Here is a 26788-nt window from a genome sequence, read left to right as displayed (position 1 = left end):
ATATTATTCGCTGAAATGTTATTGACTTTGCAGAAGAGAATCAGTAATATTTTATGTGGGCTCTTTAATTGTCCAAAGACGCGTTCCCTTAACAAAGGGAGCGCTTTTTATTTTTTCTCAAACTTTTTTAAGGACATGGGTATTCTATAAATAAATGCTAGAAATGAGGGATTACGTTGACAAAGTATATCTTTGTTACAGGAGGAGTAGTATCTTCTCTGGGTAAAGGCATCACAGCGGCATCACTTGGCCGTTTACTGAAAAATCGGGGATTACAGGTGACAATCCAAAAATTCGATCCATACATCAATGTGGATCCGGGCACGATGAGTCCATATCAGCACGGGGAAGTCTTCGTCACCGAAGATGGTGCGGAAACAGATTTGGACCTTGGCCATTATGAACGTTTCATCGACATCGATTTGAATAAATACTCCAATGTGACAACAGGTAAGATTTATTCCACTGTGTTGAAAAAGGAACGCCGCGGTGATTATCTTGGAGGTACTGTCCAAGTCATCCCGCATATCACGAATGAAATCAAAGACAAAGTCTTCCGTGCCGGCAAACAGACAAACGCTGATGTTGTCATCACGGAAATCGGGGGGACGGTAGGAGATATCGAATCTTTGCCGTTCTTGGAAGCCATTCGTCAAATCAAATCCGATATCGGCCGTGACAATGTGATGTATCTGCATTGTACACTTGTACCTTTTATCAAGGCCGCTGGTGAATTGAAAACAAAACCGACACAGCATAGCGTCAAAGAACTTCGCTCCCTCGGTATTCAGCCGGATGCCATTGTTTTGCGTTCTGAAAGATCCATCAGCAAGGATATGAAGGAGAAGATTGCATCTTCTTGTGACTTGGATATCAATGCAGTTGTGGAATGTATCGATGCCGATACACTTTACGATGTACCGCTTGCCTTGCAGAGCCAAAACCTGGATCAATTTGTTTGCGATCATTTCGGTTTGGAATGCCCGCCGGCTGATATGACGGAATGGTCTGCAATGGCTGCGCATGTGACGAACCTCAAAAAGACTGTCCGCATTGCATTGGTAGGGAAATATGTCGAGCTTCAGGATGCGTACATTTCCGTTGTGGAATCCTTGAAACACGCAGGATATCCTTATGATACCGATATTGATGTGAAATGGATCAATTCCGAGGATGTAACAGCCGATAATGCGGAAGAATTACTTGGAGATGCGGATGGCATCCTTGTGCCGGGCGGATTCGGCGACCGCGGTATCCAAGGTAAGATCGAAGCGATACACTATGCTCGCACCAGAAAGATCCCATTCCTTGGTATTTGCCTGGGTATGCAGCTGGCAACTGTCGAATTTGCTCGGAATGTCCTTCATCTTGAAGGTGCACATTCAAGTGAAATCGATCCATTGACACCTCATCCGGTCATCGATTTGCTTCCTGAGCAAAAAGATATCTCCGATTTAGGCGGTACCTTGCGTTTAGGCGTATATCCTTGCCGCTTGCAAGATGGTACGAAAACAAAAGAGGCGTATGGCAATGAGGATGTCATCTATGAACGTCATCGCCATCGTTTCGAGTTTAACAATCAATACCGTGTACAGATGGAAGAACAAGGCTTTGTCTTCTCTGGTACAAGCCCGGATGGACGCTTGATCGAAACGGTCGAGATCAAGGATCATCCTTGGTTTGTCGCTTCCCAGTATCATCCGGAGTTCAAGAGCCGCCCGAACCGTCCGCACGCGTTATTCCATGGCTTCATCGGTGCGTCTTTACAGCATAAAGAAAACTGATCGGTATGCTTATATATAATTAATTTGAGTGGAGAAGCAGGAATTTGGTGCTTTTTACTAGAAAAAGGTGTAACTGAGTCAGAGCAGTGAACATTATGTCGAAGCAAGCAGCAGCTTGCTTCGTTTTCTAGGGGGATATGCGGATGAGTAAGCGCGTGTTGATCGTGGATGACCAGCCAGGTATTCGGATTTTGCTGGAGGAAGTCATCCGGGAAGAAGGACATGAAGTGATTTCCGTCTGCACGGGAGCAAAAGCACTTGACCAAATAAAAAAACAACAGCCGGATCTTTTACTGATTGATTATAAGCTGCCGGTACTGGATGGGCCTGCAGTATTGGATGAGCTCAAAGACCAGGGACTTTCCATCCCGACAATCATGATGAGCGGATTGGCGGAGGAAGCAGGAGCATTCCGACAGGATTATGACTTCCTGATTGATGTGCTTGCCAAGCCTTTCGATATACTCAATGTTCGAAAAATGGTGAATCAAGTATTGAAAGAAGGGTCGAATCAGGTATAAAAGAGCGGGAAATGTTGCACCATGACGGGCGAGTTGGTATTCTTATGTATGGAAGCGATAAAATACACGACTTCACTTACATAGTTGCCGACCGTCGTGCAAATTTGAAGGAGGATTTTTGTTATGCCTTTAGTATCAATGAAAGAAATGCTAGATGTAGCTAAAGAAAATCACTATGCTGTAGGACAGTTCAACATCAATAACCTTGAATTCACACAAGCGATCCTGCAAGCAGCTCAGGAAGAAAGCTCTCCTGTCATCCTTGGTGTATCCGAAGGGGCAGCGAAATATATGGGTGGCTTCAAAACAGTTGTATTGATGGTGAAAGGTCTTTTGGAAGACTATAACATCACTGTACCTGTAGCTATTCACCTTGACCATGGTTCCAGCTTCGAAACATGTGCGAAAGCGATCCATGCCGGCTTCACTTCCGTGATGATCGATGGTTCCCACCATCCATTGGAAGAAAACATCGCGCTTACGAAAAAAGTAGTTGAGCTTGCACACTTGCACGGCGTATCTGTCGAAGCAGAACTTGGACGCATCGGCGGACAAGAAGACGATCTTGTCGTAGAAGATGCAGATGCAGCTTACGCAATTCCTTCCGAATGCAAGCAGCTTGTGGAAGAAACTGGCGTTGACTGCTTCGCACCAGCACTTGGTTCTGTTCACGGTCCTTACAAAGGCGAACCAAACCTTGGTTTCGATCGCATGGAAGAAATCTTCAAAACAACTGACCTTCCATTGGTATTGCACGGCGGTACAGGTATCCCGACAAAAGATATCCAAAAAGCAATCACGCTTGGTACTTCTAAAATCAACGTGAACACTGAAAACCAAATTTCTTCTGCTAAACGCGTTCGTGAAGTATTGGCAGAAAAACCAAACGAATACGACCCACGTAAATACCTAGGACCAGCTCGCGAAGCAATCAAAGAAACAGTAATCGGCAAAATGCGCGAATTCGGCTCCTCAGGCAAAGCGTAAGCAAAAAACATAACAAACTGCCCCTCGGGGCAGTTTTCTTTTTTTATAAGAACGAAAAGCGGAAAAAGCCGGTTAGAAACGAAGAAGCAAGCGAGAAAGCCGGGAGAGAGGCACTTTACCTCACGCAGGGATTCATCGCTTGCGGCGCAGTTTCTGGATTTCGCAGCTAGACATCAAATGAAAAGCGGATCCCCCAGAAACGAATCCTTCAAAAGAACAAAAAACAGTTTAAAAAAACAGGAATCGGTGAAAAAACTGTACAGTGCTATTATGGAATAGGGATTGAAAAAGAGAGTGGAAATCGAAGAATTTGATGTAAACCCTTTGCCATATACAGGGAGTCCTGCATAAACTACTTCGGAACTGCTTAAGGGGTGGAAAAGATGAAATTCTTTTTGGAGACTGCCAGCCTGGAGGAAATCAAGCTTGCCGATGCACTTGGTGTATTGGCGGGGGTGGCGATAAAACCGATGTCGATGGTTGGCGGGAATGTGTCGTTTCATGATAGGATCCGGGAGATGACCGAAGAGGTGTCAGGCCCTGTCGATGCAGCGGTTGTTTCGGAGCAAGCGGACGGAATGGTGGCAGAAGGCAAGGCCCTTGCCGGGATTTCTCCGAATGTCACGGTGAGAATACCGATGACAATAGAAGGTCTGAAAGCAGTCAAAATCTTATCTGGATTGAATATAAAGACGCATGTGACACAGATCTTTGATATGAATCAAGCGCTGCTGGCTGCCCGTGCCGGGGCTACATATGTATCGCCATGCATCGGGAGGCTCGATGATATCGGTCATAGCGGAATGGAACTGCTTGATGTCATAGCGGATGTTTTCAACCGGCATCAGATCAAGACAGGGATCATTGCTGCTTCCATCCAGCATCCCATCCATGTAACAGAGGCTGCGAAGCAGGGAGCGCATATCGCGACCGTTTCTTTTGAGGTTCTGAGGAAATTGGTCGAGCATCCGTTGACAGATGCTGGAATCGAATGATTTCTTGCAGACTGTAACAGTTGTATATAGTATAATTATGGTAAAATAGAGGAAACTAACGTTGCTGTTATCCTAAATGTGAGGAGTTCCTTATGCAGAAAATATTAGTAGAGGGCGGAAACCTTCTTAAAGGAAGAGTAAAGATCAGCGGAGCGAAAAACAGTGCAGTCGCACTGCTTCCTGCTGCTATACTGGCTGAGTCTCCGGTAACAATAGAAGGGCTGCCCGAAATTTCAGATGTTGAGACGTTAAGTCACTTGCTTGAAGAAATCGGCGGCAAAGTATCCAATACCGATCACGGTCTTACGATCGATCCATCTGCCATGACGTCCATGCCTCTTCCGAACGGAAAAGTGAAGAAACTCCGGGCTTCCTATTATTTCATGGGAGCGATGCTCGGACGATTCAAGCAGGCAGTCATCGGCTTGCCTGGCGGCTGTTATCTGGGCCCTCGACCTATCGACCAGCATATCAAGGGCTTTGAAGCATTGGGAGCAAAGGTGACAAATGAGCAAGGGGCGATCTACCTGCGAGCGGATGAACTGCGCGGAGCACGTATTTACTTGGATGTGGTGAGTGTTGGTGCGACTATCAATATCATGCTTGCTGCAGTGCGGGCGAAGGGTAAGACAGTGATTGAAAACGCGGCAAAGGAGCCGGAAATAGTCGATGTGGCCACCCTTTTGACCAGTATGGGAGCGAAAATCAAAGGTGCCGGCACCGACGTGATTCGCATAGAGGGTGTGGATCATCTTCATGGCTGCCATCATACGATCATCCCTGACCGGATCGAGGCGGGAACCTATATCATCCTTGCAGCTTCCCAAGGGGAAGAGGTTGTCATTGATAATGTCATCCCTGAGCATTTGGAGTCCTTGCTGGCAAAATTGCGGGAGATGGGCGTGGAGATCGCAGAAGGCGAGGAACAGCTGACTGTGCGCCCAGGGGCAAGGCTGAATAGTGTGGACGTGAAGACTCTGGTTTATCCTGGTTTCCCGACCGATCTGCAGCAGCCTTTTACAGCTTTATTGACCAAAGCGCATGGGACGGGTGTCGTAACGGATACCATTTATCAAGCTCGCTTCAAGCACATCGACGAACTGCGGCGGATGAACGCGCAGGTGAAAGTGGAGGGCGGAGCCTCCATCGTCACTGGTGCTGTACAGCTGGAGGGAGCCAAAGTGAAAGCCAGTGATCTTCGGGCCGGAGCGGCATTGATCATCGCTGCATTGATGGCTGAAGGTGTGACGGAAATCACAGGCGTGGAGCATATAGATCGCGGCTATGAACATATCACGGATAAACTCCATGCACTGGGTGCCAACATATGGCGGGAAGATATGAGTGAACAAGAAGTCGAACAGTTTCAGAATTCCTGATCATGCAGAAAACAAAAGGCTGTACAAAGCAGGTGATGAGCAGCTGGTCTGTCCCATACGTGTCCTGCTTGAAAATCGAATTTTGTCGTCTGAACTTCATGATGAAAAGACTGGCGCGAGCCAGTCTTTTTTGAATCCCTCATTCAACTGAAAAATACAGTTGAATATTCAAGTGCGAAAATGTATTATTAGTTATGCTAAAAAACGCAGCAAGTTTAAAAAAGCTGTATTGTGGTAAAAAATGATAGTTATAATCTTCTATTCTAGTTATACACTACCATCCTTCCTTTTCTTCCAGAGCTATGCGGGGACTCAAGCAAAACCTTGCACCTCTCTCGGTCCAAGATTGAATTAGATTCCACCAGTTTTGAAGCACCAATGAAGGATCATGATTTATACAGCCAAATAGATAAGGACAAGTCCTTAAATACAATAGGTGTGGTGATTTTGTGGCTGAACTATCCATTTCTCATCTAGAAACATTGACATTGAAAGAATTATACGCGATGGCACGTGAATACCGTGTTTCCTATTATGCGAAACTGACAAAACGCGAATTGATCTTCGCTATCCTGAAAGCGCAGGCAGAAAAGGATGGTTTTCTTTTCATGGACGGTATCCTGGAGATCATTCCATCAGAAGGTTTCGGATTCCTGCGGCCGATCAATTATGCTCCGAGCGCGGAGGATATCTATATCAGTGCGTCACAAATCAGACGCTTTGATTTACGTAATGGGGATAAGGTTTCCGGCAAGGTCCGTCCGCCGAAAGAGAACGAGCGTTATTACGGTCTCCTGCATGTGGATGCAGTGAATAACGAGGATCCGGAAGTGGCGAAGGAGCGTGTGCATTTCCCTGCGTTGACAGCTTTGTATCCGGATAAGCAGATGAAGCTGGAAACCGAGACCCGTAAAATTTCAACTCGCATCATCGATTTGATGACACCGGTTGGTTTCGGTCAGCGCGGATTGATCGTAGCTCCGCCAAAAGCAGGTAAAACAATGCTGCTGAAACAGATTGCAAATAGCATTACAACCAATCATCCCGATGCCAAGCTGATCATCCTGCTTGTGGATGAACGCCCGGAGGAAGTGACGGATATCGAACGCTCCGTTCATCCCGATGTCGATGTGGTCAGCTCCACATTCGATGAAGTACCGGAAAACCATATCAAGGTTTCGGAGCTAGTATTGGAACGTGCGATGCGCTTGGTCGAGCACAAAAAGGATGTCATCGTGCTGATGGACAGCATCACGCGCCTTGCCCGTGCATATAATCTGGTCATTCCGCCGAGCGGACGCACGCTTTCCGGCGGTATCGACCCAGCAGCCTTCCACCGTCCGAAACGTTTCTTCGGTGCCGCCCGTAATATCGAGGAAGGCGGCAGCTTCACGATCCTTGCAACGGCACTTGTCGATACAGGATCCCGGATGGACGATGTCATTTATGAGGAATTCAAAGGGACAGGCAATATGGAGCTGCATTTGGATCGTTCCCTTGCCGAAAGACGTATCTTCCCGGCAATCGATATGCTTCGTTCCGGTACACGGAAAGAAGAGCTGCTCGTACCTAAGGGACAGCTGGATAAGATGTGGGCGATCCGTAAAACCATGCAGGATTCCCAGGACTTTGCCGAACGCTTCCTGCGTCGTTTAAGGGCATCCAAGAACAATGAGGAGTTCCTTGCAAATATGGAAGAAGAAATGAAACGAAAAGGCACGAATAAGCGCGCCTGATTACATTGATTTCCTCTTGCATTGGAATGGGGAGACTGTTATAATCACGTTATGTGAGCTTTCACGACAGTTATCGGTCTCTCACAATAAACTCTGTTTCCTAGGGATTCAGGGCAAAAAGGAGTGCTAACGAATGAAAGAACAAATCCATCCGAAATATAACAAAGTTGTATTTCTAGATACTAGTTCTGACTACAAATTCTTGACTGGTTCTACTCAAACTTCCGACGAAACAATCGAATGGGAAGATGGCAACACTTACCCATTGATTCGTGTGGAAATCAGCTCAGCTTCTCACCCGTTCTACACTGGTAAACAAAAAGCTGATAAAGCTGGCGGCCGCGTAGATCGCTTCAAGAAGAAATACAACTTGAGCTAATAGCTTGAGATATGAAGAAGAAACAGGCAAACACCCTTTGCCTGTTTTTTCTGCTTCTAATGCCTTTCCAAGTTACCATTGCATGTACACTGATCATCCAGATATACATAAGTGGGATAGATATAGTATGGATAAAGATAGTGTACTTCGGCACTATCTTTTTTATTTGACAAGGAGAAATGACATGGCACAATTATTTTTCAAATATGGCGCAATGAACAGCGGGAAGTCGATCGAAATACTGAAAGTGGCCAATAATTACGAGGAGCAAAACAAGTCGGTTCTAATATTCACTTCCGGCATCGATACAAGGGATGAAGTCGGATATGTTTCAAGCCGAGTCGGGTTGCGCCGTAAGGCCATTCCGATTTTCGAGGAAACCGATATCTTGAAAATCGTGAAAGAGCATGAACCGACACCGCATTGTGTATTGATCGATGAAGTGCAGTTTTTAAGCAAGGAGCATGTGCTTCAGCTGGCCGCAATCGTCGATGCATTCGATATTCCCGTCATGGGCTTCGGTCTTAAGAATGATTTCCAGAATGAGCTGTTCGAGGGAAGCCGATATATGCTCATTTATGCAGATAAGATCGAGGAGATGAAGACCATTTGCTGGTTCTGCGAACGGAAAGCAACCATGAACCTGCGGGTGGATGACAATGGCAAGCCTGTATACACAGGAGATCAGATACAGATCGGCGGCAATGACTCTTATTATCCTGTCTGCCGCAGATGCCACAGCAACCCGCCGCTTTGACCTTTACTCGATTGCCCAAGACCCGGGGAGAAGCTATAATAAAGCAAGGAAAGAGGTGTCGATATGCTAGATCGTTTACAAGCACTGGAAGACCGATATGAGAAATTGAACGAATTATTAAGTGATCCGGATGTGATCAGTGATACGAATAAATTGCGCGAGTTCTCCAAAGAGCAAGCTGGGCTGACAGACGTCGTGCAGGCTTATCGTGAATACAAAGATATCAGCGCACAGGTGGAAGACGCCAAAACGATGCTTGCCGAGGAAAAGGATCCGGAAATCCTGGAAATGGCAAAAGCAGAGATTGCCGAATTGTCACCGCGCCTGCCGGAATTGGAAGAGCAGATGCGTATTTTGATGCTGCCGAAGGATCCGAATGATGATAAAAACGTCATCATGGAAATTCGCGGCGCAGCTGGCGGAGATGAAGCAGCGCTGTTCGCGGGCGATCTGTATCGTATGTACAGCAGATTCGCAGAAACACAAGGCTGGAAAACAGAGTTGATGGAAGCGACTTCTACTGGAGTAGGCGGCTACAAGGAGATCATCTTCATGATCAACGGCGCAAATGCCTATTCCAACCTGAAATTTGAAAACGGTGCCCATCGCGTCCAGCGTGTGCCGGAAACGGAGTCCGGCGGCCGTATTCATACGTCGACAGCGACAGTGGTGGTGATGCCGGAAGCGGAAGAGGTCGAAGTGGACATCCACGATAAGGATATCCGGGTGGATACATTCGCATCCAGCGGTCCCGGGGGACAAAGCGTAAATACGACGATGTCCGCGGTCCGGTTGACGCACATGCCGACCGGGATCGTCGTGTCGATGCAGGATGAGAAATCACAGATCAAGAACAAAGAAAAAGCCATGAAAATCCTGCGTGCCCGGATATATGATAAGTTCCAGCAGGAAGCCCAGGCTGAATATGATGATGCACGGAAATCAGCTGTAGGTACAGGTGACCGATCGGAACGTATCCGGACATATAATTTCCCGCAAAACCGGGTGACGGATCACCGGATCGGGCTTACCATCCAGAAGCTGGACCAAATCCTCGAAGGAAAGCTCCATGAAGTCATCGACGCATTGATCATGGAAGAGCAGGCAAGAAAACTTGAGCAAATCGGAGAATAACCAGCCAAGCCTCATGGAGGCGCTGCAGGAAGCGGCGGCGTATTTACAAAGCCACAGCCGGGAGGACAGGGTGGCGGAGCATTTACTGTTATTCCATCTTGGAATCGATAAGACTGCGCTGTTGATGAAGCTGAGGGAGCCCATTGATCCAGTCCTCTATGCCGCCTTCCGGAAAGATGTTGAAGAGCATGCCAAAACAGGCATTCCGCTGCAGCATCTGACTGGAGAAGAGGAATTCCTTGGCAGGCGCTATTATGTGAACCGGGATGTGCTCATTCCGAGGCCGGAAACGGAAGAGCTGGTACTGGGTGTCGAAGCCATGATCAAAGAGCGTCTTGCCGGGCGTGATTTGACAATTGCCGATGTCGGTACAGGAAGCGGAATCATCGCCACTTCTTTGAAGCTTGCTTTTCCGGAGGCTTCCGTCATTGCCACGGATATTTCCGAGCGCGCTTTGCTTATAGCAAAGAGCAACAGCTGTACATTGGGAGCTGACCTTACGTTGAAGCTCGGAAGCTATTTGGAGCCGCTGCGGGAGCTTGGCAAACGCGTCGATGTGCTTGTTTCGAATCCTCCTTATATTGATGAGGCGGATAAGGAACATATGACAGACACGGTGAAAAACTTTGATCCGGGTCTTGCTTTGTTTGCAGACGACAAAGGGCTTGCCGCTTATAAGGAAATCATAGCTGGGCTCCCTGAAGTACTCGCTTTTCCGGCTGTCGTCGCCTTTGAAATCGGCTGGCAGCAAGGAAGGGCAGTCCGTGACTTGCTGGCAGGGAGGTTCCCGGAGGCGGAAGTGGAAGTAAGACAGGATATCAATGGCAAGGATCGTATGGTATTTGCTTGGATACAAAAATAAGGGACCGTCCTTTTTGGGGCGCGGTCCTTTTTTGTATGCAAAAAGATAGATTCATAGGTTTAAATTGGGCCAAGCTGTTCATACTGGTACCATCAAACAAAAGGAAAGAGGTACCAATTATGAAGAAGCTTTTATTTTCCCTGACTGCAATCGTTCTATTATTCCTATATATCTTCTATCCGGGGAATGGTACAGAGGCTCAGGTGAGCAATGATTCCCAAGCAGTGAAAGAAATACCGGATGAAGCGATTCGTCTCCGCATCCTGGCTAATAGTAATTCCGATGAAGATCAGGAGCTGAAGCGACTCATCCGCGATGAAGTGAATGCCCAGATCAATAGCTGGGTAAAAGATATGACGGATATCGAAGAAGCTCGGAAGCTTATAGAAGAGCAGCTCCCAGAAATCAAGAAGACTGTTGCCCGTGTGTTGAATGAGCAAGGGAAAGCCCAGGGATTCAATGTGGAATATAGTGACAGGATTTCTTTTCCGGCAAAGCTTTATGGTTCCTATTTGTATCCGGCTGGTCAATATGAAGCTGTATTGATCACCCTTGGAGAAGGAGAAGGCGAAAACTGGTGGTGTGTGCTGTTCCCGCCCCTTTGCTTTCTGGATTTCTCAAGCGGTACGAGTGTGGCGGAGGCAGAAGGAAATGCCGATGCAGAGCCTGTGGATGTAGCTGCGGAGGAGACGCCCGAGGAAGAAAAGCCGAAGGTGAAGTTTTTCCTATTGGAATGGTTCAGCTAGATTCATATCGTGTTCCTCCCGTTCATATACTCTATCAGCCAGAAGTAGACGGGAGGAATTTTTGTGCAGTTGATACCTGCAAAAGCATTCGAGCTTTCCGAACTGGATGTTTTTTTCGGAAACAGTCTGCCCCGGTGGGAAATGGAGCAGCAGAAGCTGTATGAAGAAGGCTATATCATAGACACGGCGAATGGGTGGCGCGCTTTTTTCTGCTTGGAACAGCAGGACAAGGCTGTCCGGATCCACTCCATGTACGTCAGGCCGCCAGCCAATGGAACCATCATTTTGACTTGCATGGAGCTTGCCAGCATGGAAGCTAGGAGGCGTGAGGCCAGCAGCTTGCGGCTGATCAGTCATCATGAATCGCTGGATCAGCTGATGGATCTATACGGTTTTGAACCGAAGCAAGGCTGGTGGGAGAAAACGCTCTGACATTGGGGAATGGCATTCCATGTGGTATCATAGCTCATAGTGATATTTAGCAGAAGGAGCATCTGATCCATGATGGAAACGAAGCATTGGACTGTTTCGCAGCAGTCTCTCGACACAAACGCAATGGAGGAGGCAGCAGCCCTTCTTAGGAAAGGGGAAGCTGTTGCTTTTCCGACCGAGACAGTTTATGGCCTTGGTGCTGACGCAACGAATGAACAAGCTGTCCGGAAAATATTCGAAGCCAAAGGACGTCCATCTGATAATCCGCTCATCGTCCATGTAGCGGATAAACATCAGCTGAAGGATCTTGTCGAAGACGTTCCGGAAGTGGCGTACAAACTTTTGGAAGCATTCAGTCCGGGCCCGATTACACTTATATTGAAGAGTAAAGGAGCAGTGGCGCCGAATGTCAGCGCCGGTCTTGGTTCCATCGGTGTCCGGATACCAAGTCATCCGGTGGGCTTGCGTCTTTTGCAGGAAGTGGCTTTGCCGATTGCCGCGCCGAGTGCGAATATCTCTGGCAGGCCGAGTCCGACCAAAGCGGTGCATGTGACCCAAGATCTGGATGGACGTATTGCCGGAATCATGGATGGAGGCCCGACAGGTATCGGCTTGGAATCTACCGTGGTAGACTGTACGGAAGCAGTGCCGGTGATTCTCCGGCCAGGCGGTGTAACGGCGGAAGCAATCCAGGAGGTGATCGGGACGGTGATGGTGGATCCGGGACTGGCAGGCAATGAAAAGGAGAAACCAAAAGCACCCGGGATGAAATATACGCATTATGCGCCGGAGGCCCCGCTGTATCTGGTGGATGGGAATATGCAGCAGCATGTGGAAAAGCTTACTGCAGCTGGTGAGAAAGTCGGTATCATTGCCACGGAGGAGCTTGCGCAGATGCTGAAGGATGAGCAGGTTCAAATCTGCGGGACAAGACAAGATCTTTCCACAGTGGCGGAACATCTTTATGATGCACTCCGACATTTCAAAAAATCGGATGTATCGATAATCCTTTGTGAAAGCTTTGAAAAGACAGGGGTCGGCACAGCTATCATGAATCGGTTGGAAAAAGCCGCGACAGGATGGATATAAGGAAAAGGGAATGTGCCTGATGGTCACGTTCCTTTTTTTATTCCAATACAAGGAGGGAGATGATATAGCCGGATGCCGGCATAATCTGGTCAGTTTCTCTTACTTTCCTAAAGGACTTATTGCCATAATGGCCGATTGAGGAAGAAATAATATCATTTCGATATAGAATGGAGATTGCACTTACACAATAAAATAGCATGATGCTTATCAAGACGGCTGTTTTTCCTCGCATTCCTTCCCACCTCCACTTCCCGATCACGATTAAAAAGCAATAAAGGTTCCATTCCCATGACATGTAAGAATGCTTCACCTGTTGTATACTACTAGTAGCACCATTTTAGAAGCAAGGAGATATCTGGATGAAACTATTATTTGTTTGTACTGGCAATACGTGCAGAAGCCCGATGGCAGAAGCACTTGTACGGAAACGGCTTCCGCAGGTGGAGGTACAGTCAGCTGGTATATTCGCCCATGACGGATCCCCTGCTTCCCATCAGGCGGTGACAGTCATGGAAGAGGCGGGAGTGCTGTTCGACCACCAATCCAAGCCTGTCACGAAAGAACGAGTGGATTGGGCAGATTTGATCCTGACGATGACAGAACAGCATAAGCAGCTGTTGCTGGAGCAGTACCCGCATGCTGCCGGGAAACTGTACACATTGCCGGAGTATGCTTCCCAGGAGGCTGCCGGATCCTGGAAATCCCTGCAGGAAGCCTATGCCGACTTGGAAACGAAGCGAGTCCGTTTCGCCAGCAGCTACCAAGGGGATCCTGATGATTTCCAAAGTGATTTCATGCACGCCCATCAGCAGGAGATCCAGTATATCCAGGAGCTTGAGGCAAGTATGCCGGCGGCCGATATCATGGATCCTTTCGGACGGTCCGTGGAAGTTTATCGGGATACGCTGCATGAATTGGAATTCTATGTTGATAAATTGGCAGAAAAGATTCACAATGAGAAGTAGGTAAAAAGACTCTCATACCAAAATATCAGCATGGATGGTGGATTATGTCATGAAAAGCTTCAGTCTGCGTTTCAAACTGGCGATTTTCGCCACGGTTTTGGCATTGGTGACGTATAGTGTCAGTGCATTATTCATTTATATCGTGCACCCCTTTGTACAGCGATATTGGGATGTCGCCGCCCCAGTGCTCGTCCTGCTCACCCTTTTTCTAGGTGTGGTGTGGACCGGGATACTTGCCTTTTCAGCAGCGCGTTTCATTACGAAACCCTTGAAGGATTTGGAGAGGGTTGCAACAAAGGCGGCGGATGGCAGCCTGGATGAAGAATGGGAGGTTGTCCATTCCAATGATGAGATTGGTGCATTGGCAAGTGCTTTCCAAAAAATGCTCCATAACCTGAAAACGGTGATCAGTGACATCGATGCAAATGCAAAGGCGAATGATCAGTATGCCAAGCGGATTCAAAATGAAACATTGACTGCGTCTGAAAAGGTGATCGAGATCGATGAGATCATGCAGACTATGGCCGAGGGAGCTCAGTCTACCTCCGGGGCAGTCGGCAGTATTGTACAGTCTCTTGATAACGCTACGGCTTTGTCCGAGGATGTGCGTACAAAAGCGGACCATTCCCAGGATTTATCCAATGGCATGGTTGGGAAATTACACAGTTCGCAGGAAGTGGTAATGGATTTGGTGCATGGTATTCAGCGTATTGCCAAGAAGCAGGAGCATTCGATCGGGAATGTGAAGCAGCTTGAGAAGAATGCGTCGCAAATCGAGCAGATCATCCTCCTTGTCAGTGACATCGCAGAACAAACGAATCTACTTGCACTCAATGCTTCCATCGAAGCGGCGCGTGCAGGCGAGCAGGGCAGGGGCTTCGCAGTCGTGGCCGAGGAGGTCAGGAAACTTGCTGATGAAAGCAGGCAGGCAGCACAGGACATTTCCGTCAACATCAAGGAAATCCAGCAGAATATCGGACAGGTCGTGACGGAGATCGATGAACAGTTGGCGCTGGCCCGGAGTGAAGCAGAAAAAGGCTCCCAAAGCAGCGTAGTCATGGAGGAAATGACAGCTGCCATCACGCAGGTCGCCTCTTCGATCCGGGAGATAGGGAAGCTTACCCAGCAGCAGCGGGAAGAGATCGCTTCGGTTACGGAACAGTCCAAGGATGTGGCGCAGTTGGCAGAACAGGCATCCGCCGGTGCGCAGGAAGTGAGTGCATCTGTACAGGATCAAGCGTCCGTCATGCACAATCTTGAACAATTATCAGCATCGCTTGAGGAACAGGCAGGCAAGCTGAGGAATCAGATGAAACAGTTCCAGTTATCAAAACAAGCATCCGTACAACATGCGGAATTCGGAAGGAAGGATGAACAAAATGAAAGTGATTCTGACATCAGACCACGGTGGAGTAAATCTTCGTAAGGAAATTGCAGATCTTTTGACGGAGCTTAATATCGAATTTGAGGATACCGGCTGTGATTGCGAAGGTTCCGTAGACTACCCTGATTACGGGATACCGGCAGCGGAGAGAGTTGCAAGCGGCGAGTTCGATCGCGGTATCCTGATTTGCGGTACAGGAATCGGTATGAGTATTTCGGCAAACAAAGTACCAGGAATCCGGGCAGCTCTTGTACACGATGTTTTCAGTGCCAAAGCCACCCGCGAACATAATGACAGCAACATGTTGGCAATGGGTGAACGAGTGATCGGTCCTGGTTTGGCACGCGAAATCGTTCAAACATGGCTGGGAACGGAATTCACGGCGGGACGGCACCAGAACCGCGTGAATAAAATCACCGAATACGAAAACAAGTAAAAGCGAGGATGTACATGAAAGCAATCGCAGATCACACCAGGATCGTTGTAAGAGAGCTTGCATCATGCGGACATTTACATGAAGGGGATTTATTCCTGGTCGGGTGTTCGACAAGCGAAGTCGCCGGGGAGCGGATCGGCAGTGCCGGCAATATGGAAATTGCAGAACTGCTTTACCAGCAGCTGGAATGGCTGAAAAAAGAAACTGGCATAAATCTCGTATTTCAGTGCTGTGAACACTTAAATCGTGCTATTGTAGTAGAGAAGCATATCAGTCGGCAATACGGTTTGACCGAAGTTTCCGCGAAACCTGTTGCAAGAGCCGGTGGAAGCATGGCTGCTTGCGCTTATGAGCAGTTCGAGGACCCTGTATTGGTCGAAGATATCCGGGCGGATGCAGGAATGGATATCGGGGAGACGATGATAGGGATGCATCTGAAGCCTGTGGCAGTACCATTCCGTCTGAAACAGCGCTATATTGGCGGTGCCCGGATCAATACAGCCTATACAAGACCTAAACTGATCGGCGGCGCAAGGGCTGTGTACCCTGACTGACATCGGCGACGACATACATCAACAATACACGAGGAGGCATGTTTCGATGAAACATATTCAAGCGAATGATCCAGAACTATTCCAAGCTATTGAAGACGAGAGAGGACGCCAGCATGACAAAATCGAGCTGATCGCATCCGAGAACTTCGTATCCCAGGCTGTCATGGAAGCGCAAGGCTCCGTACTTACGAACAAATATGCGGAAGGCTATCCTGGCCGCAGATATTATGGCGGCTGTGAATATGTTGATGTAGCAGAAAATCTGGCAATCAACCGAGCCAAGGAAATCTTCGGTGCAGAACATGCCAACGTACAGCCGCACTCCGGGGCACAGGCGAATATGGCTGTTTATTTTGCCTTTTTGGAGCCAGGTGATACAGTTCTGGGCATGAACCTCAGTCATGGCGGCCATCTGACTCACGGCAGTCCAGTGAACTTCAGCGGTAAGCTGTATAACTTCACGGAATATGGTGTGGATCAGGAAACAGAGCAGCTGGATTATGAAGCAGTGCGTGCCAAAGCGCTCGAAGTGAAGCCGAAGCTGATCGTAGCTGGTGCCAGTGCCTATCCGCGTGTCATCGATTTTGCGAAATTCCGTGAAATCGCTGACGAAGCCGGTGCGTATCTTATGGTTGATATGGCGCATATCGCTGGTCTTGTGGCAGCGGGCGTACATCCTTCGCCAGTTCCTTATGCAGATGTTGTCACGACAACGACGCATAAAACATTACGCGGGCCGCGCGGCGGTATGATCCTGACAAAGGAAAAGTATGCTAAACAGATCGATAAAGCAGTTTTCCCGGCAATGCAGGGCGGTCCGTTGATGCATGTCATCGCAGCAAAAGCAATGAGCTTCAAGGAAATCCTCGATAATGATTTCAAAGCTTACGCACAGCAAATCGTCGATAATGCACAGAGGTTGGCGGAAGGTCTGACAAAAGAAGGCATTCGTCTCGTATCAGGCGGTACAGACAACCACTTGCTGCTGCTTGACGTGAGCAAGCTGGGTCTAACGGGCAAAGATGCTGAGCATGCCCTGGATGAAGTCGGTGTGACAACGAATAAAAACACGATTCCATTCGACAAAGAGGGTCCATTCATCACAAGCGGTGTCCGCATCGGTACAGCAGCCGTCACTACCCGCGGATTTGAGCTTGCGGAAATGGATGAGCTTGCCGGTATCATTGCCGATACATTGAAACATCATGATGATGAAGCCAAACTCGAAGAAGTGAGAGGCCGCGTCAAAGCGTTGGCTGATCGTTTCCCGCTTTATAAGTAAGCGAAAAAAGACAGCCGTGCACGGCTGTCTTTTTTTGTATGTGAATAAAAATTTGCTGGAGCAAGGAGCATGGGAGGATATTTTTGCAGAAGTTTTCATTCCATCGCTTTTGTATCTTTCAGACCTTTACGCAATAAAAATAGGGAAATGCCGTAGACTATGATTGTGATTGGCAATAACATCGTCATGAAATTACGGTAAACCTCCAATGAAAGAGATGGGGCGAATCGCCCATAGACTTCCATGACGGACCATCCGATAGGGAAAATAACTGCTGAGAAGCTCATTGCTTTATAATTTGCCATTTCACCTTTCGTACTTTTAGATTCCTTCCTTTTGAAAGAACTGAAAATGATAGATAGAGCAATAAAATATAAAGGAACTACAATCAGCGCACTCATATAGCGGTGGACCCTCCCTCCTCATTTGTACAATCCAAATCATCAAAGTGATTCATGAATTCCATTTATCTGGAATTGGCTATGCACTCCCAATATAACATAAAACCCTTCTATATTATGAAAATTTTACTTCATTATCACTCAACGCGTTCCTGCCCGGCATTTTCCGCTTTTCGGTAGATGTCCAGCTCCAAAAGCCAGGAACTGCGCCGGAAGCGATAAATCCCTGCGGAAGGAAAATGCGCCTACCTCCGAGCTTTCTGGCTTCCTTCTCCGTTCCTTACCGGCTTTTTCCGCTTTTCGGGTTTTCATTGCGTTCCTTATTCTCTTTCTGTATACTATTAAAGATTTGAATATTTTTAGAGGGAGTGTTCGGAATGGGTAATGTTTTTGTTTTGGATCATCCGTTAATTCAGCATAAGCTTACGTACATACGCGATAAGAATACAGGCACGAAGGAATTCCGCGAGCTGGTGGATGAGGTCGCGGCGCTTATGGCGTTTGAAATCACGCGTGATCTGCCGATGGAAGAGACTACGATCCAGACACCTGTCGTGGAAACGAAAACGAAGGTACTTGCTGGGAAGAAAATCGGTCTTGTGCCGATATTGCGTGCCGGTCTTGGGATGACAGAGGGTATCCTGCGTCTGATTCCAGCTGCTCGTGTGGGGCATGTCGGTTTGTATCGTGATCCGGAGACACTGCAGCCGGTGGAGTACTATATCAAGCTCCCTTCTGATATTGAAGAACGTGAATTGATTGTCATCGATCCGATGCTTGCAACGGGTGGATCTGCCAATGATGCTATCCACTCCCTGAAGAAGCGCGGGGCGAAACAGATTCGGCTGATGTGCCTGATTGCAGCACCTGAGGGCGTGGAAGTGATCAAGAAGGAGCATCCGGATGTGGATATCTATTTAGCTGCTCTGGATGAAAAGCTGGATGATCATGGCTATATCGTACCAGGTCTTGGCGATGCAGGGGACCGTCTGTATGGCACCAAGTAAAAAGAAAGTCATGCTAGTCTTCGGGACGCGACCCGAAGCGGTCAAGATGGCTCCGCTTGTGCTTGAATTGAAAAAGCGGCCGGAGCAGTTCGAGACGATTGTGACGGTGACGGCGCAGCAGCGTGAGATGCTCGATCAAGTCCTGGATATATTCGATATCAAGCCAGACCATGATCTGAATATCATGAAAGCACGGCAGAGCCTGGCGCATATCACAACCAAGGTGATGGAAGGACTGGAAAAGATTTACCAGGAAGCAAAGCCGGACATCGTTCTCGTCCATGGTGATACGACTACGAGTTTTGCGGCATCGCTGGCTGCTTATTATAACCAGATTCCAGTCGGTCATGTCGAAGCAGGCTTGCGTACATGGAATAAATACTCACCATTTCCAGAGGAGCTCAATCGGCAGCTGACCGGTGTGATTGCCGATTTGCATTTCTCCCCGACTGCCCAAGCCCGAAAAAACCTGCTTGAGGAAAATAAGGACGCAGAAACCATTGCGGTTACAGGAAATACGGCGATAGATGCTTTGAAGACTACCGTTGCACCGGATTATCGGCATCCCATCCTGGAGCAGGCGGATGGCAGACGCTTGGTGCTTGTCACGGCTCATCGGCGGGAGAATCTTGGTGAGAATATGGAGCATATGTTCACTGCAATCAGAAGAATTGCAGATGCACATCCGGATACACTGATCGTCTATCCGGTGCACTTGAATCCGGCTGTACGTGAAATAGCGGATCGGATCCTTGGGAACCATGAACGGATTCAGCTGATCGATCCGCTTGGGCTGATCGATTTCCATAACTTTGCTTCCCGGGCATACTTGCTTCTGACGGATTCCGGAGGCGTACAGGAAGAGGCGCCGTCCCTTGGGGTTCCTGTGCTTGTATTGCGGGATACGACAGAACGTCCGGAAGGAATTCAAGCCGGAACGCTGAAGCTTGCCGGAACGGATGAAGAAACGATATTCGATATGGCTGATCATCTGCTGACAGATGAACAAGCCCATGAAGAAATGTCACAAGCATCCAATCCTTATGGGGATGGACAGGCTTCGATACGAATCGCAGATTATCTCCAATATTATTTCGGGTTGCAGGCGGAACCTCCTGCACCTTTTGAACCAGCTGACTGAGTCAGCTGGTTTTTTTGTATAGGGAGTCATCACTCGTGCATCCTAATGGCACAGGGGGGGAGAGGCTGTGAAACGATTCAGCTTGTTGTTTATATTCGTATTCATCATGACAGGTTTCCAGCCGATTCAGGCAGCTGAGCAAAGGACAGTGATCATTGAACTGGATGAGGATGCAGCTGCCTATCGCAAGTATGTGGAACTGCATCACCCATTCATTGAAATCGTGGAAGAATTCGATACCCTGTTCCAGGGATTGGCACTCCGCGGGACAGATGCGCAGCTGCGTGTATTGTTTCAGAAGGGTCATCTCCTGCATATCCATCCTGTACAAACCTATGAGGCAACCTCGAGGGAAGGAGATATTCCTTTTGTGACAGAGGAGTTCCTCGGATCAAAAGAAGCGGGTGTGACCGGCAAAGGGGTGAAGGTCGGCGTAATCGATACCGGCATCGATTACAAGCATCCTGATTTGAAGCGAAATTATAAAGGCGGCTTTGATGTGGTGGATTGGGATGATGATCCAATGGAGACAACGCCAAAAGAAGGGGAGGCAACCATCCATGGGACGCATGTCGCTGGTATAATCGCGGCAAATGGCCAAATGAAAGGCATTGCCCCCGATGCCGAGATATATAGCTATCGAGCATTGGGACCGGGCGGAACCGGAACATCGGTCCAAGTGATCGCAGCCATCGAGAAAGCCGTGGAAGACAAAATGGATATCATCAATCTATCCTTGGGAAGTTCCGTCAATGGACCGGATTGGCCGACAAGCCTTGCGGTGAATAAAGCGGTGGAAATGGGAGTGAGTGTCGTGACAGCCAATGGCAATGAGGGGCCAGCCAATTGGACGGTGGGATCCCCGGCGACTGCGACCAAGGCATTGTCTGTCGGTGCCATCACAACTCCCCAAAAATCAGCCGTTTTACATGAAAGCTTCCATAAGAAACTGATTCCGATAGTGCCGCTTCAAGGATCGGAACCGTGGCAGCAGCGCCGATCTTTGCCTATATTGGATGGCGGTACAGGAGAAAAAGAGCTTCCCGATGCAGCAGGAAGGATTGTCCTATTTAAAAGAGGGAAAATTCCATTTGCAGAAAAAGCCAGGGCGGCCGAGCGTGCAAATGCAGCTGCTGTCCTTATTTATAATGATGGAAGCGGTCCTTTGGAAGCTTCGATTGAAGATGGGAAGGAGCCGATATCCATTCCGGTTGCCGCTGTGACAAAAAAAGACGGCCAATGGCTCCTGGAAAATGAGGGGACTGTCCAGTTGGCGGCGAGGCAGATAGAGCTTCAGAACCGGATGGCCGCATTCAGTTCGAGGGGTCCTGTCACCAGGAACTGGGCAATCAAGCCGGAGATAGCGGCACCTGGGGCACCGGTTTGGAGTACCGTACCTGGCTCCGGCTATCAGGCACTGCAAGGTACCAGTATGGCTGCCCCTTATGTGGCCGGCGCGCTCGCACTGGTCAAGGAAGCACATCCGGAATGGACAGACGCGCAGCAAATCGGTGCGTTGCTGACAACAGCCCAGAAGCTCCTGAAGCCTGATGGGACACCCTATGACCCCATCGAGCAAGGCATGGGAAAAATGCAGCCGGCAAAAGCGATTGCCGCACCGTTGATCATCGAAAATCCATTGCTTCGGTTTGGAAAGTTCGATTCAAAGCAGGAAGCTGAGTATACACTGGTTGTCCATAATGTCAGTGACGTCCAGCAGCAGCTGCAGTTCGATCCTCCAAAAGCGGAGAGCGGAATCCGCTGGCAGCTGCCAATGAACGTTAAAGTGAATCCGCATGAAACAAAACGAATGAAAATCGGTCTTTCTGTCAATCCTGATATTCAGAAGGCTGGTTTGCATCAAGGCTATCTAGCGGCCAAGTATGGTAAACTGGAGCTGCAGCTGCCTTATTTATTTCTTGTGAAGCAAGCGGATTATCCGAAGGCGATGGGGCTCGAGATGGAATGGAAGCCTCTCGACCGGAAAGGTGAATATCGTTATCAGATCTATTTGCCGGAAGGTGCTGCTGAACTTCGGATAGACTTGTATGATCCGGATACACTTATCCATGACAGGCGGCTTCTGATTAGAAAACATGTGGATGCAGGGCTGCTGAAAGGAAGCATGAGTAAAAGGGAGGCCGGGAAGCCCGGTGTCTATCTGGCAATGGTCCAGCTTCGCACAGAGGATGGAAAGTATGTGAATATCGAGCTGCCATTGTATTTGTCAGACCAGATGCTCGGTAAATAGTACAGACAAGTGAAGTATGTGTCACAGAATTGTCATATATGAGCTGTCGATAATCCTATATAATAGTAAGCGAAGCCCTATGCGTTTGAAGACGGATAGACCTTTGCTTATACGCCATAGTGGAAGCGCATCCAATGTTGTCATGGAAGGTAATTATTAACTTTGTAATTTATTTCACAATCTTGTATTGACACCATGAATAGGCCTATTGTATTCTATACATTGCGTGTGGTGGGCAGCTTGTATGATAAGTGAGGCGTGATTTGCGCGCAGCGTCCCTGTCGATCAGGCAATACACCGGCGCAGTAGAAGAATAATGGTGGACTAGCTATTATTATATACTTTTTATGGTTCGCAGGTTTATCCATCCTTCTTGTATTTGCCGCTTTCCATACATAAGTATCAAAGCAGTGAATGTATGTCTTAGACGCATGGGAGTAATGAAGATGCAGCAAGTCAATAAGATGATCCGTGCACGACAATACAAATGGATGCTATATCTACTGGCACTTTTGATGCTTGGGGCGGGCTTCACCCCGTACCAGCGCATTTTCCTCGGATTGTTTCTGGGGACCTCCGTCAGCTTCTTCTCCATGTGGCTTCTCCAACGGAAAGTAAGGCAGTTCACTGAAGCTGCCGCTACACATGGCAGAATACCGACCTTAGGCACCTTATCCCGCATGGCAGCGTCTGTGCTGGCAGTGATGCTTGCACTTCGTTTCGACGCTTATTTTCATCTTACTGCAGTGGTTATTGGTTTAGCTGCTGGCTACATCATTATCTTTATAGATAGTTTCTTCACGAGTTTAAAAGACTAGTAACGAAAGAGGTGAATTTAATTGAATCACGGATCACCAATGTGGAATAATGCATTCGGTATCGAATGGCTCGACTTCAACTTGTCGACATCTCTGATGACCATCATCTCCTCTGTAATAGTCTTTATCATTTGTGTACTGGGCAGCAGGAACCTGCAGCGCAGGCCTCGTGGATTCCAGAACGTGATGGAGATGCTAGTCGACTTCGTAAAGAAAGTGATTGGCGACGCAATGGACTGGAAGACAGGACAGCAATTCCTCCCGTTGGGTCTGACGCTTTTCATGTACATTTTTGTCAGTAACATGCTTGGTGTCATCGTCATGGTTGTAGTAGGCCACGATCTTTGGTGGAAATCACCCACATCCGATGCTGCAGCCACTATCACATTATCCACGATGGTCATCTTGCTCACCCATTTTTATGGAATCAAGATGCAAGGTGGAAAAGGGTACCTCAAGGGCTATCTCCGGCCGGTGCCATTCCTGCTTCCTATGAATTTGATCGAGGAAGTAGCGAATACATTAACGCTTGGATTGCGTCTTTTTGGTAACATTTTTGCAGGGGAAGTATTGTTATCCCTGATTGGGGAGTCCCTGGCTGGTTCCTATCCGCCATTTACGACGATCGCGGCAGTTGTGCCGATGGTCGCATGGCAGGGCTTCAGTTTATTCATCGGGACAATCCAGTCTTATATATTCCTTGTGCTGACGATGAATTACATGTCGCACAAAGTATCAAAAGCACATTAAAACAGTTTTCTTAAATATAAGGAGGAAATTTAACATGAGTTCATTAGCAGCTGCAATTGCAATTGGTTTAGCCGCACTAGGCGCAGGTATTGGTAACGGTTTGATCGTTAGCCGCACAGTAGAGGGAATCGCTAGACAGCCAGAACTTGCTGGAAGACTGCAAACTACAATGTTCATCGGTATCGGACTAGTAGAGGTCATCCCTATCTTCGCTCTAGTTATCGCGTTCATGGTAATGTAATTCACTTATCGCAAGTACTCTATAATTTGAATGAATGGCGAAATTCTATGTCTTGAATATTCGCCATTCTTTTTGTAAAGCCCGAAGGATCGGGAAAATGACAGTTCAGCTCGAAAGGAGTGGCACAGTTGCAAACACTTACGATTGGTGCTGCAGTAGGTGGATTACCTATCGGTAGCATGTTGGTTCAACTTATCAGCTTTATCATCCTGCTTTTGCTTCTGAAGAAGTTTGCATGGAAACCATTGATGAAAGTCATGCAGGACCGTCAGGAGTACATATCGAATGAAATCGATATGGCGGAAACAAGCCGCAAGGATGCTGAAGCAGCAGCAAAAACGGCTGCGGAAGAATTGAAACAGACGCGTGCTGAAGCACAGTCCATTATAGAAGAAGCCAGAAAAGCGGCTCAGCAGCAGGAAGAGAATATCATCGCTGCAGCACGCCGCGAGGCTGAGCGCCTGAAAGAGGCGGCGGTCGAAGATATCGCCAACGAAAAGGAAAAAGCGATGCAGGCATTGCAGGCACAAGTGGCCTCCCTTTCCGTACAGATCGCAAGCAAGATCATCGAGAAGGAAATTTCCTCCGAAGATCAGGATAAGCTTATCAGTGACTATGTGAAAGAATTGGAGCGATAAGCCATGCGTGATGTGACCATTGTAAAACGATACGCAGAAGCGCTATTCGAAGTGGCAGAGAACCGTGATATCGCGGAAAGCGTGAGAACGGAATTGCACACAGCGAAACAAGTGGCACAAAACGATGCTGCCTTCCTCCGTTACCTGTCAGAGCCAAAGATAAGCTTGGATAAAAAGAAAGCATTGATTGAATCCAGTTTTGCCTCTGCAAGTATCGAAATTCGCAATACCCTGAAACTGTTATTGGATGCTGGACGCATCAGCAGCATCCCGCAAGTCGCGGATGCTTACGAAGCGCTGTATGAAGAAAAGCAGGGTACTGTCCAAGCAACAGTCCATTCCGTACGGGAGCTTTCCGAAGAAGAGCGCCGGACAGTGGCAGAGACTTTCGCGAAGAAACTCGGGAAGAAAGCCGTTTCCATTGATAATAAGATCGATCCGGCACTGCTTGGCGGATTGAAAGTACGGATCGGCAATACCATCTACGACAGCTCGATTAAGAATAAGCTGACTCGTATCGAACGAAATTTAGTAAATGTGAGCAAATAAGGATAGAGGTGAGACCGCATGAGCATGAAAGCTGAAGAAATCAGCGCGTTGATCAAACAGCAAATCGAGAATTATGACGCTGAAATAGAAGTAAGTGATGTTGGCACTGTCATTCAAGTTGGTGACGGTATCGCACGTGTCCATGGCCTGGATAATGTAATGTCCGGAGAACTTATCGAGTTCGCAAACGGTGTCATGGGACTTGCACAGAACTTGGAAGAATCGAATGTCGGTGTCGTCATTCTGGGAGAATACAAAGGCATTCGCGAGGGTGATGAAGTTCGTCGTACAGGACGCATCATGCAGGTTCCTGTCGGACAGGAACTCATTGGCCGTGTCGTGAATCCACTTGGACAGCCTATCGATGGCAAAGGCACGATCGAAGCGAGCAAGACACGCCCGATCGAATCCCCGGCACCAGGCGTAATGGATCGTAAATCTGTACATGAGCCGCTTCAGACCGGTATCAAAGCAATCGATGCCCTGGTACCTATCGGCCGCGGTCAGCGTGAGTTGATCATCGGTGACCGTCAGACTGGTAAGACTTCCGTTGCAATCGATGCAATCCTGAACCAGCATGACCAGGATATGATTTGTATTTATGTGGCAATCGGCCAGAAGGAATCGACTGTACGCGGTACAGTAGAAACCCTTCGCAAGCATGGTGCCCTTGACTACACCATCGTAGTTGCAGCAGGTGCTTCCGATCCTGCACCATTGCTTTACTTGGCACCTTATGCAGGTGTGGCAATGGGTGAAGAGTTCATGTATAACGGCAAGCATGTCTTGATCGTATATGATGACCTTTCCAAGCAAGCAGCAGCATACCGCGAGCTTTCCTTGCTTCTTAAACGCCCGCCGGGCCGTGAAGCATTCCCGGGGGATGTATTCTACTTGCACTCCCGTCTATTGGAACGTGCGGCTAAGCTAAGTGACGCCAAAGGCGGCGGTTCCATCACAGCCTTGCCATTCGTAGAGACGCAAGCTGGCGATATTTCCGCTTATATCCCGACAAACGTCATCTCCATCACTGATGGACAGATTTTCTTGCAATCCGATTTATTCTTCTCCGGTGTACGTCCTGCGATCAACCCAGGTCTTTCCGTATCCCGTGTAGGCGGATCTGCACAGATCAAGGCGATGAAGAAGGTTGCCGGGACATTGCGTCTTGATTTGGCTGCATTCCGCGAGCTTGAATCATTCGCACAATTCGGATCTGACTTGGATGCTTCCACACAAGCTCGCTTGAACCGCGGGGCACGCACAGTGGAAGTTCTGAAGCAAGGCCTGCATGAGCCGCTTTCTGTTGAAAAACAAGTGACGATCATCTATGCGCTCGTAAATGGCTACTTGGATGATATCCCTGTTGAGCAGGTTGTCCGTTTCGAGAAGGAATTCCATACGTGGTTCGCAGCTAATAAAGCGGACTTGCTGAAAGGTATCAGAGAAACCGGGAACCCGGCTGATCCTGAGCAGCTGAACAATGCTATCGAAGAATTCAAGAAGACATTCGTCGTAAACTAACATTTTCTATAAATTCCGGAATGCTGCACGTATTCCTTAGCGAAGG

General features: G+C 48.2%; 30 protein-coding genes. 27 read left to right on the top strand and 3 right to left on the bottom strand.

Annotated elements, in window-relative coordinates; genetic code table 11:
- Nucleotides 1–176 precede the first annotated feature (176 nt).
- The 13 genes from CHH53_RS00705 (at nucleotide 177) to CHH53_RS00645 (ending at nucleotide 12801) form a co-directional block, all read left to right on the top strand.
- A complete protein-coding gene (locus CHH53_RS00705; protein WP_095214200.1) occupies nucleotides 177–1784 on the top strand; it encodes a CTP synthase in 1608 nt (535 codons plus the stop codon).
- Nucleotides 1785–1927: 143 nt separating this feature from the next.
- Nucleotides 1928–2305 (top strand): response regulator, encoded by a 378-nt coding sequence (locus CHH53_RS00700; protein WP_158221438.1) that lies wholly within the window; start codon nucleotides 1928–1930, stop codon nucleotides 2303–2305.
- 123 nt (nucleotides 2306–2428) lie between these two features.
- Entirely contained in the window at nucleotides 2429–3292 is an 864-nt protein-coding gene (locus tag CHH53_RS00695) for a class II fructose-bisphosphate aldolase (protein ID WP_095214198.1), read from the top strand.
- Nucleotides 3293–3675: 383 nt separating this feature from the next.
- Nucleotides 3676–4287 carry a fructose-6-phosphate aldolase gene (gene fsa / locus CHH53_RS00690; RefSeq protein ID WP_095214197.1) on the top strand — a complete coding sequence of 204 codons (612 nt, stop codon included), beginning with the start codon at nucleotides 3676–3678 and terminating at the stop codon, nucleotides 4285–4287.
- A 92-nt stretch (nucleotides 4288–4379) separates the two neighbouring features.
- Nucleotides 4380–5666 (top strand): UDP-N-acetylglucosamine 1-carboxyvinyltransferase, encoded by a 1287-nt coding sequence (locus CHH53_RS00685; RefSeq protein ID WP_095214196.1) that lies wholly within the window; start codon nucleotides 4380–4382, stop codon nucleotides 5664–5666.
- 449 nt (nucleotides 5667–6115) lie between these two features.
- Nucleotides 6116–7402 (top strand): transcription termination factor Rho, encoded by a 1287-nt coding sequence (rho, locus tag CHH53_RS00680; RefSeq protein ID WP_095214195.1) that lies wholly within the window; start codon nucleotides 6116–6118, stop codon nucleotides 7400–7402.
- A 133-nt stretch (nucleotides 7403–7535) separates the two neighbouring features.
- Complete coding sequence (locus CHH53_RS00675; protein WP_095214194.1) at nucleotides 7536–7781, top strand: type B 50S ribosomal protein L31; 246 nt, start codon at nucleotides 7536–7538, stop codon at nucleotides 7779–7781.
- A 184-nt stretch (nucleotides 7782–7965) separates the two neighbouring features.
- The gene (locus CHH53_RS00670; RefSeq protein ID WP_095214193.1) at nucleotides 7966–8538 is read left to right on the top strand and encodes a thymidine kinase; all 573 of its coding nucleotides are present in this window, start codon (nucleotides 7966–7968) and stop codon (nucleotides 8536–8538) included.
- 63 nt (nucleotides 8539–8601) lie between these two features.
- Entirely contained in the window at nucleotides 8602–9672 is a 1071-nt protein-coding gene (gene prfA / locus CHH53_RS00665; protein ID WP_095214192.1) for a peptide chain release factor 1, read from the top strand.
- The gene (prmC, locus tag CHH53_RS00660) at nucleotides 9653–10534 is read left to right on the top strand and encodes a peptide chain release factor N(5)-glutamine methyltransferase (protein WP_233134730.1); all 882 of its coding nucleotides are present in this window, start codon (nucleotides 9653–9655) and stop codon (nucleotides 10532–10534) included. Before prfA ends, prmC begins: the two co-directional genes overlap by 20 nt.
- Before the next feature lie 119 nt (nucleotides 10535–10653).
- The gene (gene spoIIR, locus CHH53_RS00655; protein ID WP_095214191.1) at nucleotides 10654–11280 is read left to right on the top strand and encodes a stage II sporulation protein R; all 627 of its coding nucleotides are present in this window, start codon (nucleotides 10654–10656) and stop codon (nucleotides 11278–11280) included.
- Nucleotides 11281–11343: 63 nt separating this feature from the next.
- A complete protein-coding gene (locus CHH53_RS00650) occupies nucleotides 11344–11712 on the top strand; it encodes a hypothetical protein (protein WP_095214190.1) in 369 nt (122 codons plus the stop codon).
- A gap of 72 nt (nucleotides 11713–11784) precedes the next feature.
- Nucleotides 11785–12801, top strand: coding sequence for an L-threonylcarbamoyladenylate synthase (locus CHH53_RS00645; RefSeq protein WP_095214317.1), 1017 nt, complete (start codon nucleotides 11785–11787; stop codon nucleotides 12799–12801).
- 37 nt (nucleotides 12802–12838) lie between these two features.
- On the opposite strand, the gene CHH53_RS00640 is transcribed toward CHH53_RS00645, so the two are convergent.
- Nucleotides 12839–13033: a hypothetical protein gene (locus CHH53_RS00640; RefSeq protein WP_095214189.1), complete on the bottom strand. Its 195-nt coding sequence runs from the start codon at nucleotides 13031–13033 to the stop codon at nucleotides 12839–12841.
- Between the two features lie 127 nt (nucleotides 13034–13160).
- Between CHH53_RS00640 and CHH53_RS00635 the strand changes: the two genes are divergently transcribed.
- Genes CHH53_RS00635 through CHH53_RS00615 form a run of 5 tightly spaced genes read left to right on the top strand, consistent with a single transcriptional unit; the run spans nucleotide 13161 to nucleotide 17422 of the window.
- On the top strand, nucleotides 13161–13766 hold the full coding sequence (locus tag CHH53_RS00635; RefSeq protein WP_095214188.1) for a low molecular weight protein arginine phosphatase: 606 nt from the start codon (nucleotides 13161–13163) through the stop codon (nucleotides 13764–13766).
- A gap of 49 nt (nucleotides 13767–13815) precedes the next feature.
- Complete coding sequence (locus CHH53_RS00630; protein ID WP_158221437.1) at nucleotides 13816–15192, top strand: methyl-accepting chemotaxis protein; 1377 nt, start codon at nucleotides 13816–13818, stop codon at nucleotides 15190–15192.
- On the top strand, nucleotides 15146–15586 hold the full coding sequence (gene rpiB, locus CHH53_RS00625) for a ribose 5-phosphate isomerase B (RefSeq protein WP_095214186.1): 441 nt from the start codon (nucleotides 15146–15148) through the stop codon (nucleotides 15584–15586). Before CHH53_RS00630 ends, rpiB begins: the two co-directional genes overlap by 47 nt.
- A 14-nt stretch (nucleotides 15587–15600) precedes the next feature.
- Nucleotides 15601–16140, top strand: coding sequence for a TIGR01440 family protein (locus tag CHH53_RS00620; protein ID WP_198946005.1), 540 nt, complete (start codon nucleotides 15601–15603; stop codon nucleotides 16138–16140).
- 46 nt (nucleotides 16141–16186) lie between these two features.
- The gene (locus tag CHH53_RS00615; RefSeq protein WP_095214184.1) at nucleotides 16187–17422 is read left to right on the top strand and encodes a serine hydroxymethyltransferase; all 1236 of its coding nucleotides are present in this window, start codon (nucleotides 16187–16189) and stop codon (nucleotides 17420–17422) included.
- A 95-nt stretch (nucleotides 17423–17517) separates the two neighbouring features.
- On the opposite strand, the gene CHH53_RS00610 is transcribed toward CHH53_RS00615, so the two are convergent.
- Nucleotides 17518–17727 (bottom strand): hypothetical protein, encoded by a 210-nt coding sequence (locus CHH53_RS00610; RefSeq protein WP_143594445.1) that lies wholly within the window; start codon nucleotides 17725–17727, stop codon nucleotides 17518–17520.
- Nucleotides 17728–17964: 237 nt separating this feature from the next.
- Complete coding sequence (locus CHH53_RS17205; RefSeq protein WP_158221436.1) at nucleotides 17965–18135, bottom strand: hypothetical protein; 171 nt, start codon at nucleotides 18133–18135, stop codon at nucleotides 17965–17967.
- Nucleotides 18136–18200: 65 nt separating this feature from the next.
- On the opposite strand from CHH53_RS17205, the gene upp reads away from it, so the two are divergent.
- The 9 genes from upp (at nucleotide 18201) to atpA (ending at nucleotide 26742) form a co-directional block, all read left to right on the top strand.
- Nucleotides 18201–18830, top strand: a complete 630-nt coding sequence (gene upp / locus CHH53_RS00605) for a uracil phosphoribosyltransferase (RefSeq protein ID WP_095214182.1) — start codon at nucleotides 18201–18203, stop codon at nucleotides 18828–18830.
- Entirely contained in the window at nucleotides 18817–19971 is a 1155-nt protein-coding gene (wecB, locus tag CHH53_RS00600) for a non-hydrolyzing UDP-N-acetylglucosamine 2-epimerase (protein WP_095214181.1), read from the top strand. Before upp ends, wecB begins: the two co-directional genes overlap by 14 nt.
- 67 nt (nucleotides 19972–20038) lie before the next feature.
- Nucleotides 20039–22222, top strand: coding sequence for a S8 family serine peptidase (locus CHH53_RS00595; RefSeq protein ID WP_095214180.1), 2184 nt, complete (start codon nucleotides 20039–20041; stop codon nucleotides 22220–22222).
- A gap of 440 nt (nucleotides 22223–22662) precedes the next feature.
- A complete protein-coding gene (locus CHH53_RS00590; protein ID WP_369819850.1) occupies nucleotides 22663–23040 on the top strand; it encodes an ATP synthase subunit I in 378 nt (125 codons plus the stop codon).
- Nucleotides 23041–23061: 21 nt separating this feature from the next.
- Entirely contained in the window at nucleotides 23062–23790 is a 729-nt protein-coding gene (gene atpB / locus CHH53_RS00585; RefSeq protein ID WP_095214178.1) for a F0F1 ATP synthase subunit A, read from the top strand.
- Nucleotides 23791–23824: 34 nt separating this feature from the next.
- A complete protein-coding gene (atpE, locus tag CHH53_RS00580) occupies nucleotides 23825–24031 on the top strand; it encodes a F0F1 ATP synthase subunit C (protein WP_095214177.1) in 207 nt (68 codons plus the stop codon).
- Nucleotides 24032–24159: 128 nt separating this feature from the next.
- On the top strand, nucleotides 24160–24669 hold the full coding sequence (gene atpF, locus CHH53_RS00575; protein WP_369819849.1) for a F0F1 ATP synthase subunit B: 510 nt from the start codon (nucleotides 24160–24162) through the stop codon (nucleotides 24667–24669).
- A 3-nt stretch (nucleotides 24670–24672) separates the two neighbouring features.
- Nucleotides 24673–25218 carry a F0F1 ATP synthase subunit delta gene (locus tag CHH53_RS00570; RefSeq protein ID WP_095214176.1) on the top strand — a complete coding sequence of 182 codons (546 nt, stop codon included), beginning with the start codon at nucleotides 24673–24675 and terminating at the stop codon, nucleotides 25216–25218.
- An 18-nt stretch (nucleotides 25219–25236) separates the two neighbouring features.
- Complete coding sequence (gene atpA / locus CHH53_RS00565) at nucleotides 25237–26742, top strand: F0F1 ATP synthase subunit alpha (RefSeq protein ID WP_095214175.1); 1506 nt, start codon at nucleotides 25237–25239, stop codon at nucleotides 26740–26742.
- The last annotated feature ends 46 nt before the right edge of the window (nucleotides 26743–26788 follow it).

It is taken from the genome of Terribacillus sp. 7520-G (assembly GCF_002271665.1).
In the GTDB taxonomy this organism is placed as follows: domain Bacteria; phylum Bacillota; class Bacilli; order Bacillales; family Amphibacillaceae; genus Terribacillus.
Note: the sequence above shows the minus strand (reverse complement) of the source record. Positions and strands in the feature narration are given on the sequence as shown.

Bases quoted from the DNA above. Each gene is read 5' to 3' on its own strand.
- CHH53_RS00695 (WP_095214198.1), top strand. From the start codon at position 2,429: ATGCCTTTAGTATCAATGAAAGAAATGCTAGATGTAGCTAAAGAAAAT.
- CHH53_RS00700 (WP_158221438.1), top strand. From the start codon at position 1,928: ATGAGTAAGCGCGTGTTGATCGTGGATGACCAGCCAGGTATTCGGATT.
- CHH53_RS00570 (WP_095214176.1), top strand. From the start codon at position 24,673: ATGCGTGATGTGACCATTGTAAAACGATACGCAGAAGCGCTATTCGAA.
- CHH53_RS00645 (WP_095214317.1), top strand. From the start codon at position 11,785: ATGGAAACGAAGCATTGGACTGTTTCGCAGCAGTCTCTCGACACAAAC.
- prfA (WP_095214192.1), top strand. From the start codon at position 8,602: ATGCTAGATCGTTTACAAGCACTGGAAGACCGATATGAGAAATTGAAC.
- CHH53_RS00635 (WP_095214188.1), top strand. From the start codon at position 13,161: ATGAAACTATTATTTGTTTGTACTGGCAATACGTGCAGAAGCCCGATG.
- CHH53_RS00685 (WP_095214196.1), top strand. From the start codon at position 4,380: ATGCAGAAAATATTAGTAGAGGGCGGAAACCTTCTTAAAGGAAGAGTA.
- CHH53_RS00675 (WP_095214194.1), top strand. From the start codon at position 7,536: ATGAAAGAACAAATCCATCCGAAATATAACAAAGTTGTATTTCTAGAT.
- CHH53_RS00670 (WP_095214193.1), top strand. From the start codon at position 7,966: ATGGCACAATTATTTTTCAAATATGGCGCAATGAACAGCGGGAAGTCG.
- CHH53_RS00610 (WP_143594445.1), bottom strand. From the start codon at position 17,727: ATGGCAAATTATAAAGCAATGAGCTTCTCAGCAGTTATTTTCCCTATC.
- fsa (WP_095214197.1), top strand. From the start codon at position 3,676: ATGAAATTCTTTTTGGAGACTGCCAGCCTGGAGGAAATCAAGCTTGCC.
- CHH53_RS00630 (WP_158221437.1), top strand. From the start codon at position 13,816: ATGAAAAGCTTCAGTCTGCGTTTCAAACTGGCGATTTTCGCCACGGTT.
- CHH53_RS17205 (WP_158221436.1), bottom strand. From the start codon at position 18,135: ATGAAAACCCGAAAAGCGGAAAAAGCCGGTAAGGAACGGAGAAGGAAG.
- CHH53_RS00615 (WP_095214184.1), top strand. From the start codon at position 16,187: ATGAAACATATTCAAGCGAATGATCCAGAACTATTCCAAGCTATTGAA.
- atpA (WP_095214175.1), top strand. From the start codon at position 25,237: ATGAGCATGAAAGCTGAAGAAATCAGCGCGTTGATCAAACAGCAAATC.
- wecB (WP_095214181.1), top strand. From the start codon at position 18,817: ATGGCACCAAGTAAAAAGAAAGTCATGCTAGTCTTCGGGACGCGACCC.
- upp (WP_095214182.1), top strand. From the start codon at position 18,201: ATGGGTAATGTTTTTGTTTTGGATCATCCGTTAATTCAGCATAAGCTT.
- spoIIR (WP_095214191.1), top strand. From the start codon at position 10,654: ATGAAGAAGCTTTTATTTTCCCTGACTGCAATCGTTCTATTATTCCTA.
- CHH53_RS00640 (WP_095214189.1), bottom strand. From the start codon at position 13,033: ATGCGAGGAAAAACAGCCGTCTTGATAAGCATCATGCTATTTTATTGT.
- rpiB (WP_095214186.1), top strand. From the start codon at position 15,146: ATGAAAGTGATTCTGACATCAGACCACGGTGGAGTAAATCTTCGTAAG.
- CHH53_RS00620 (WP_198946005.1), top strand. From the start codon at position 15,601: ATGAAAGCAATCGCAGATCACACCAGGATCGTTGTAAGAGAGCTTGCA.
- CHH53_RS00590 (WP_369819850.1), top strand. From the start codon at position 22,663: ATGAAGATGCAGCAAGTCAATAAGATGATCCGTGCACGACAATACAAA.
- atpE (WP_095214177.1), top strand. From the start codon at position 23,825: ATGAGTTCATTAGCAGCTGCAATTGCAATTGGTTTAGCCGCACTAGGC.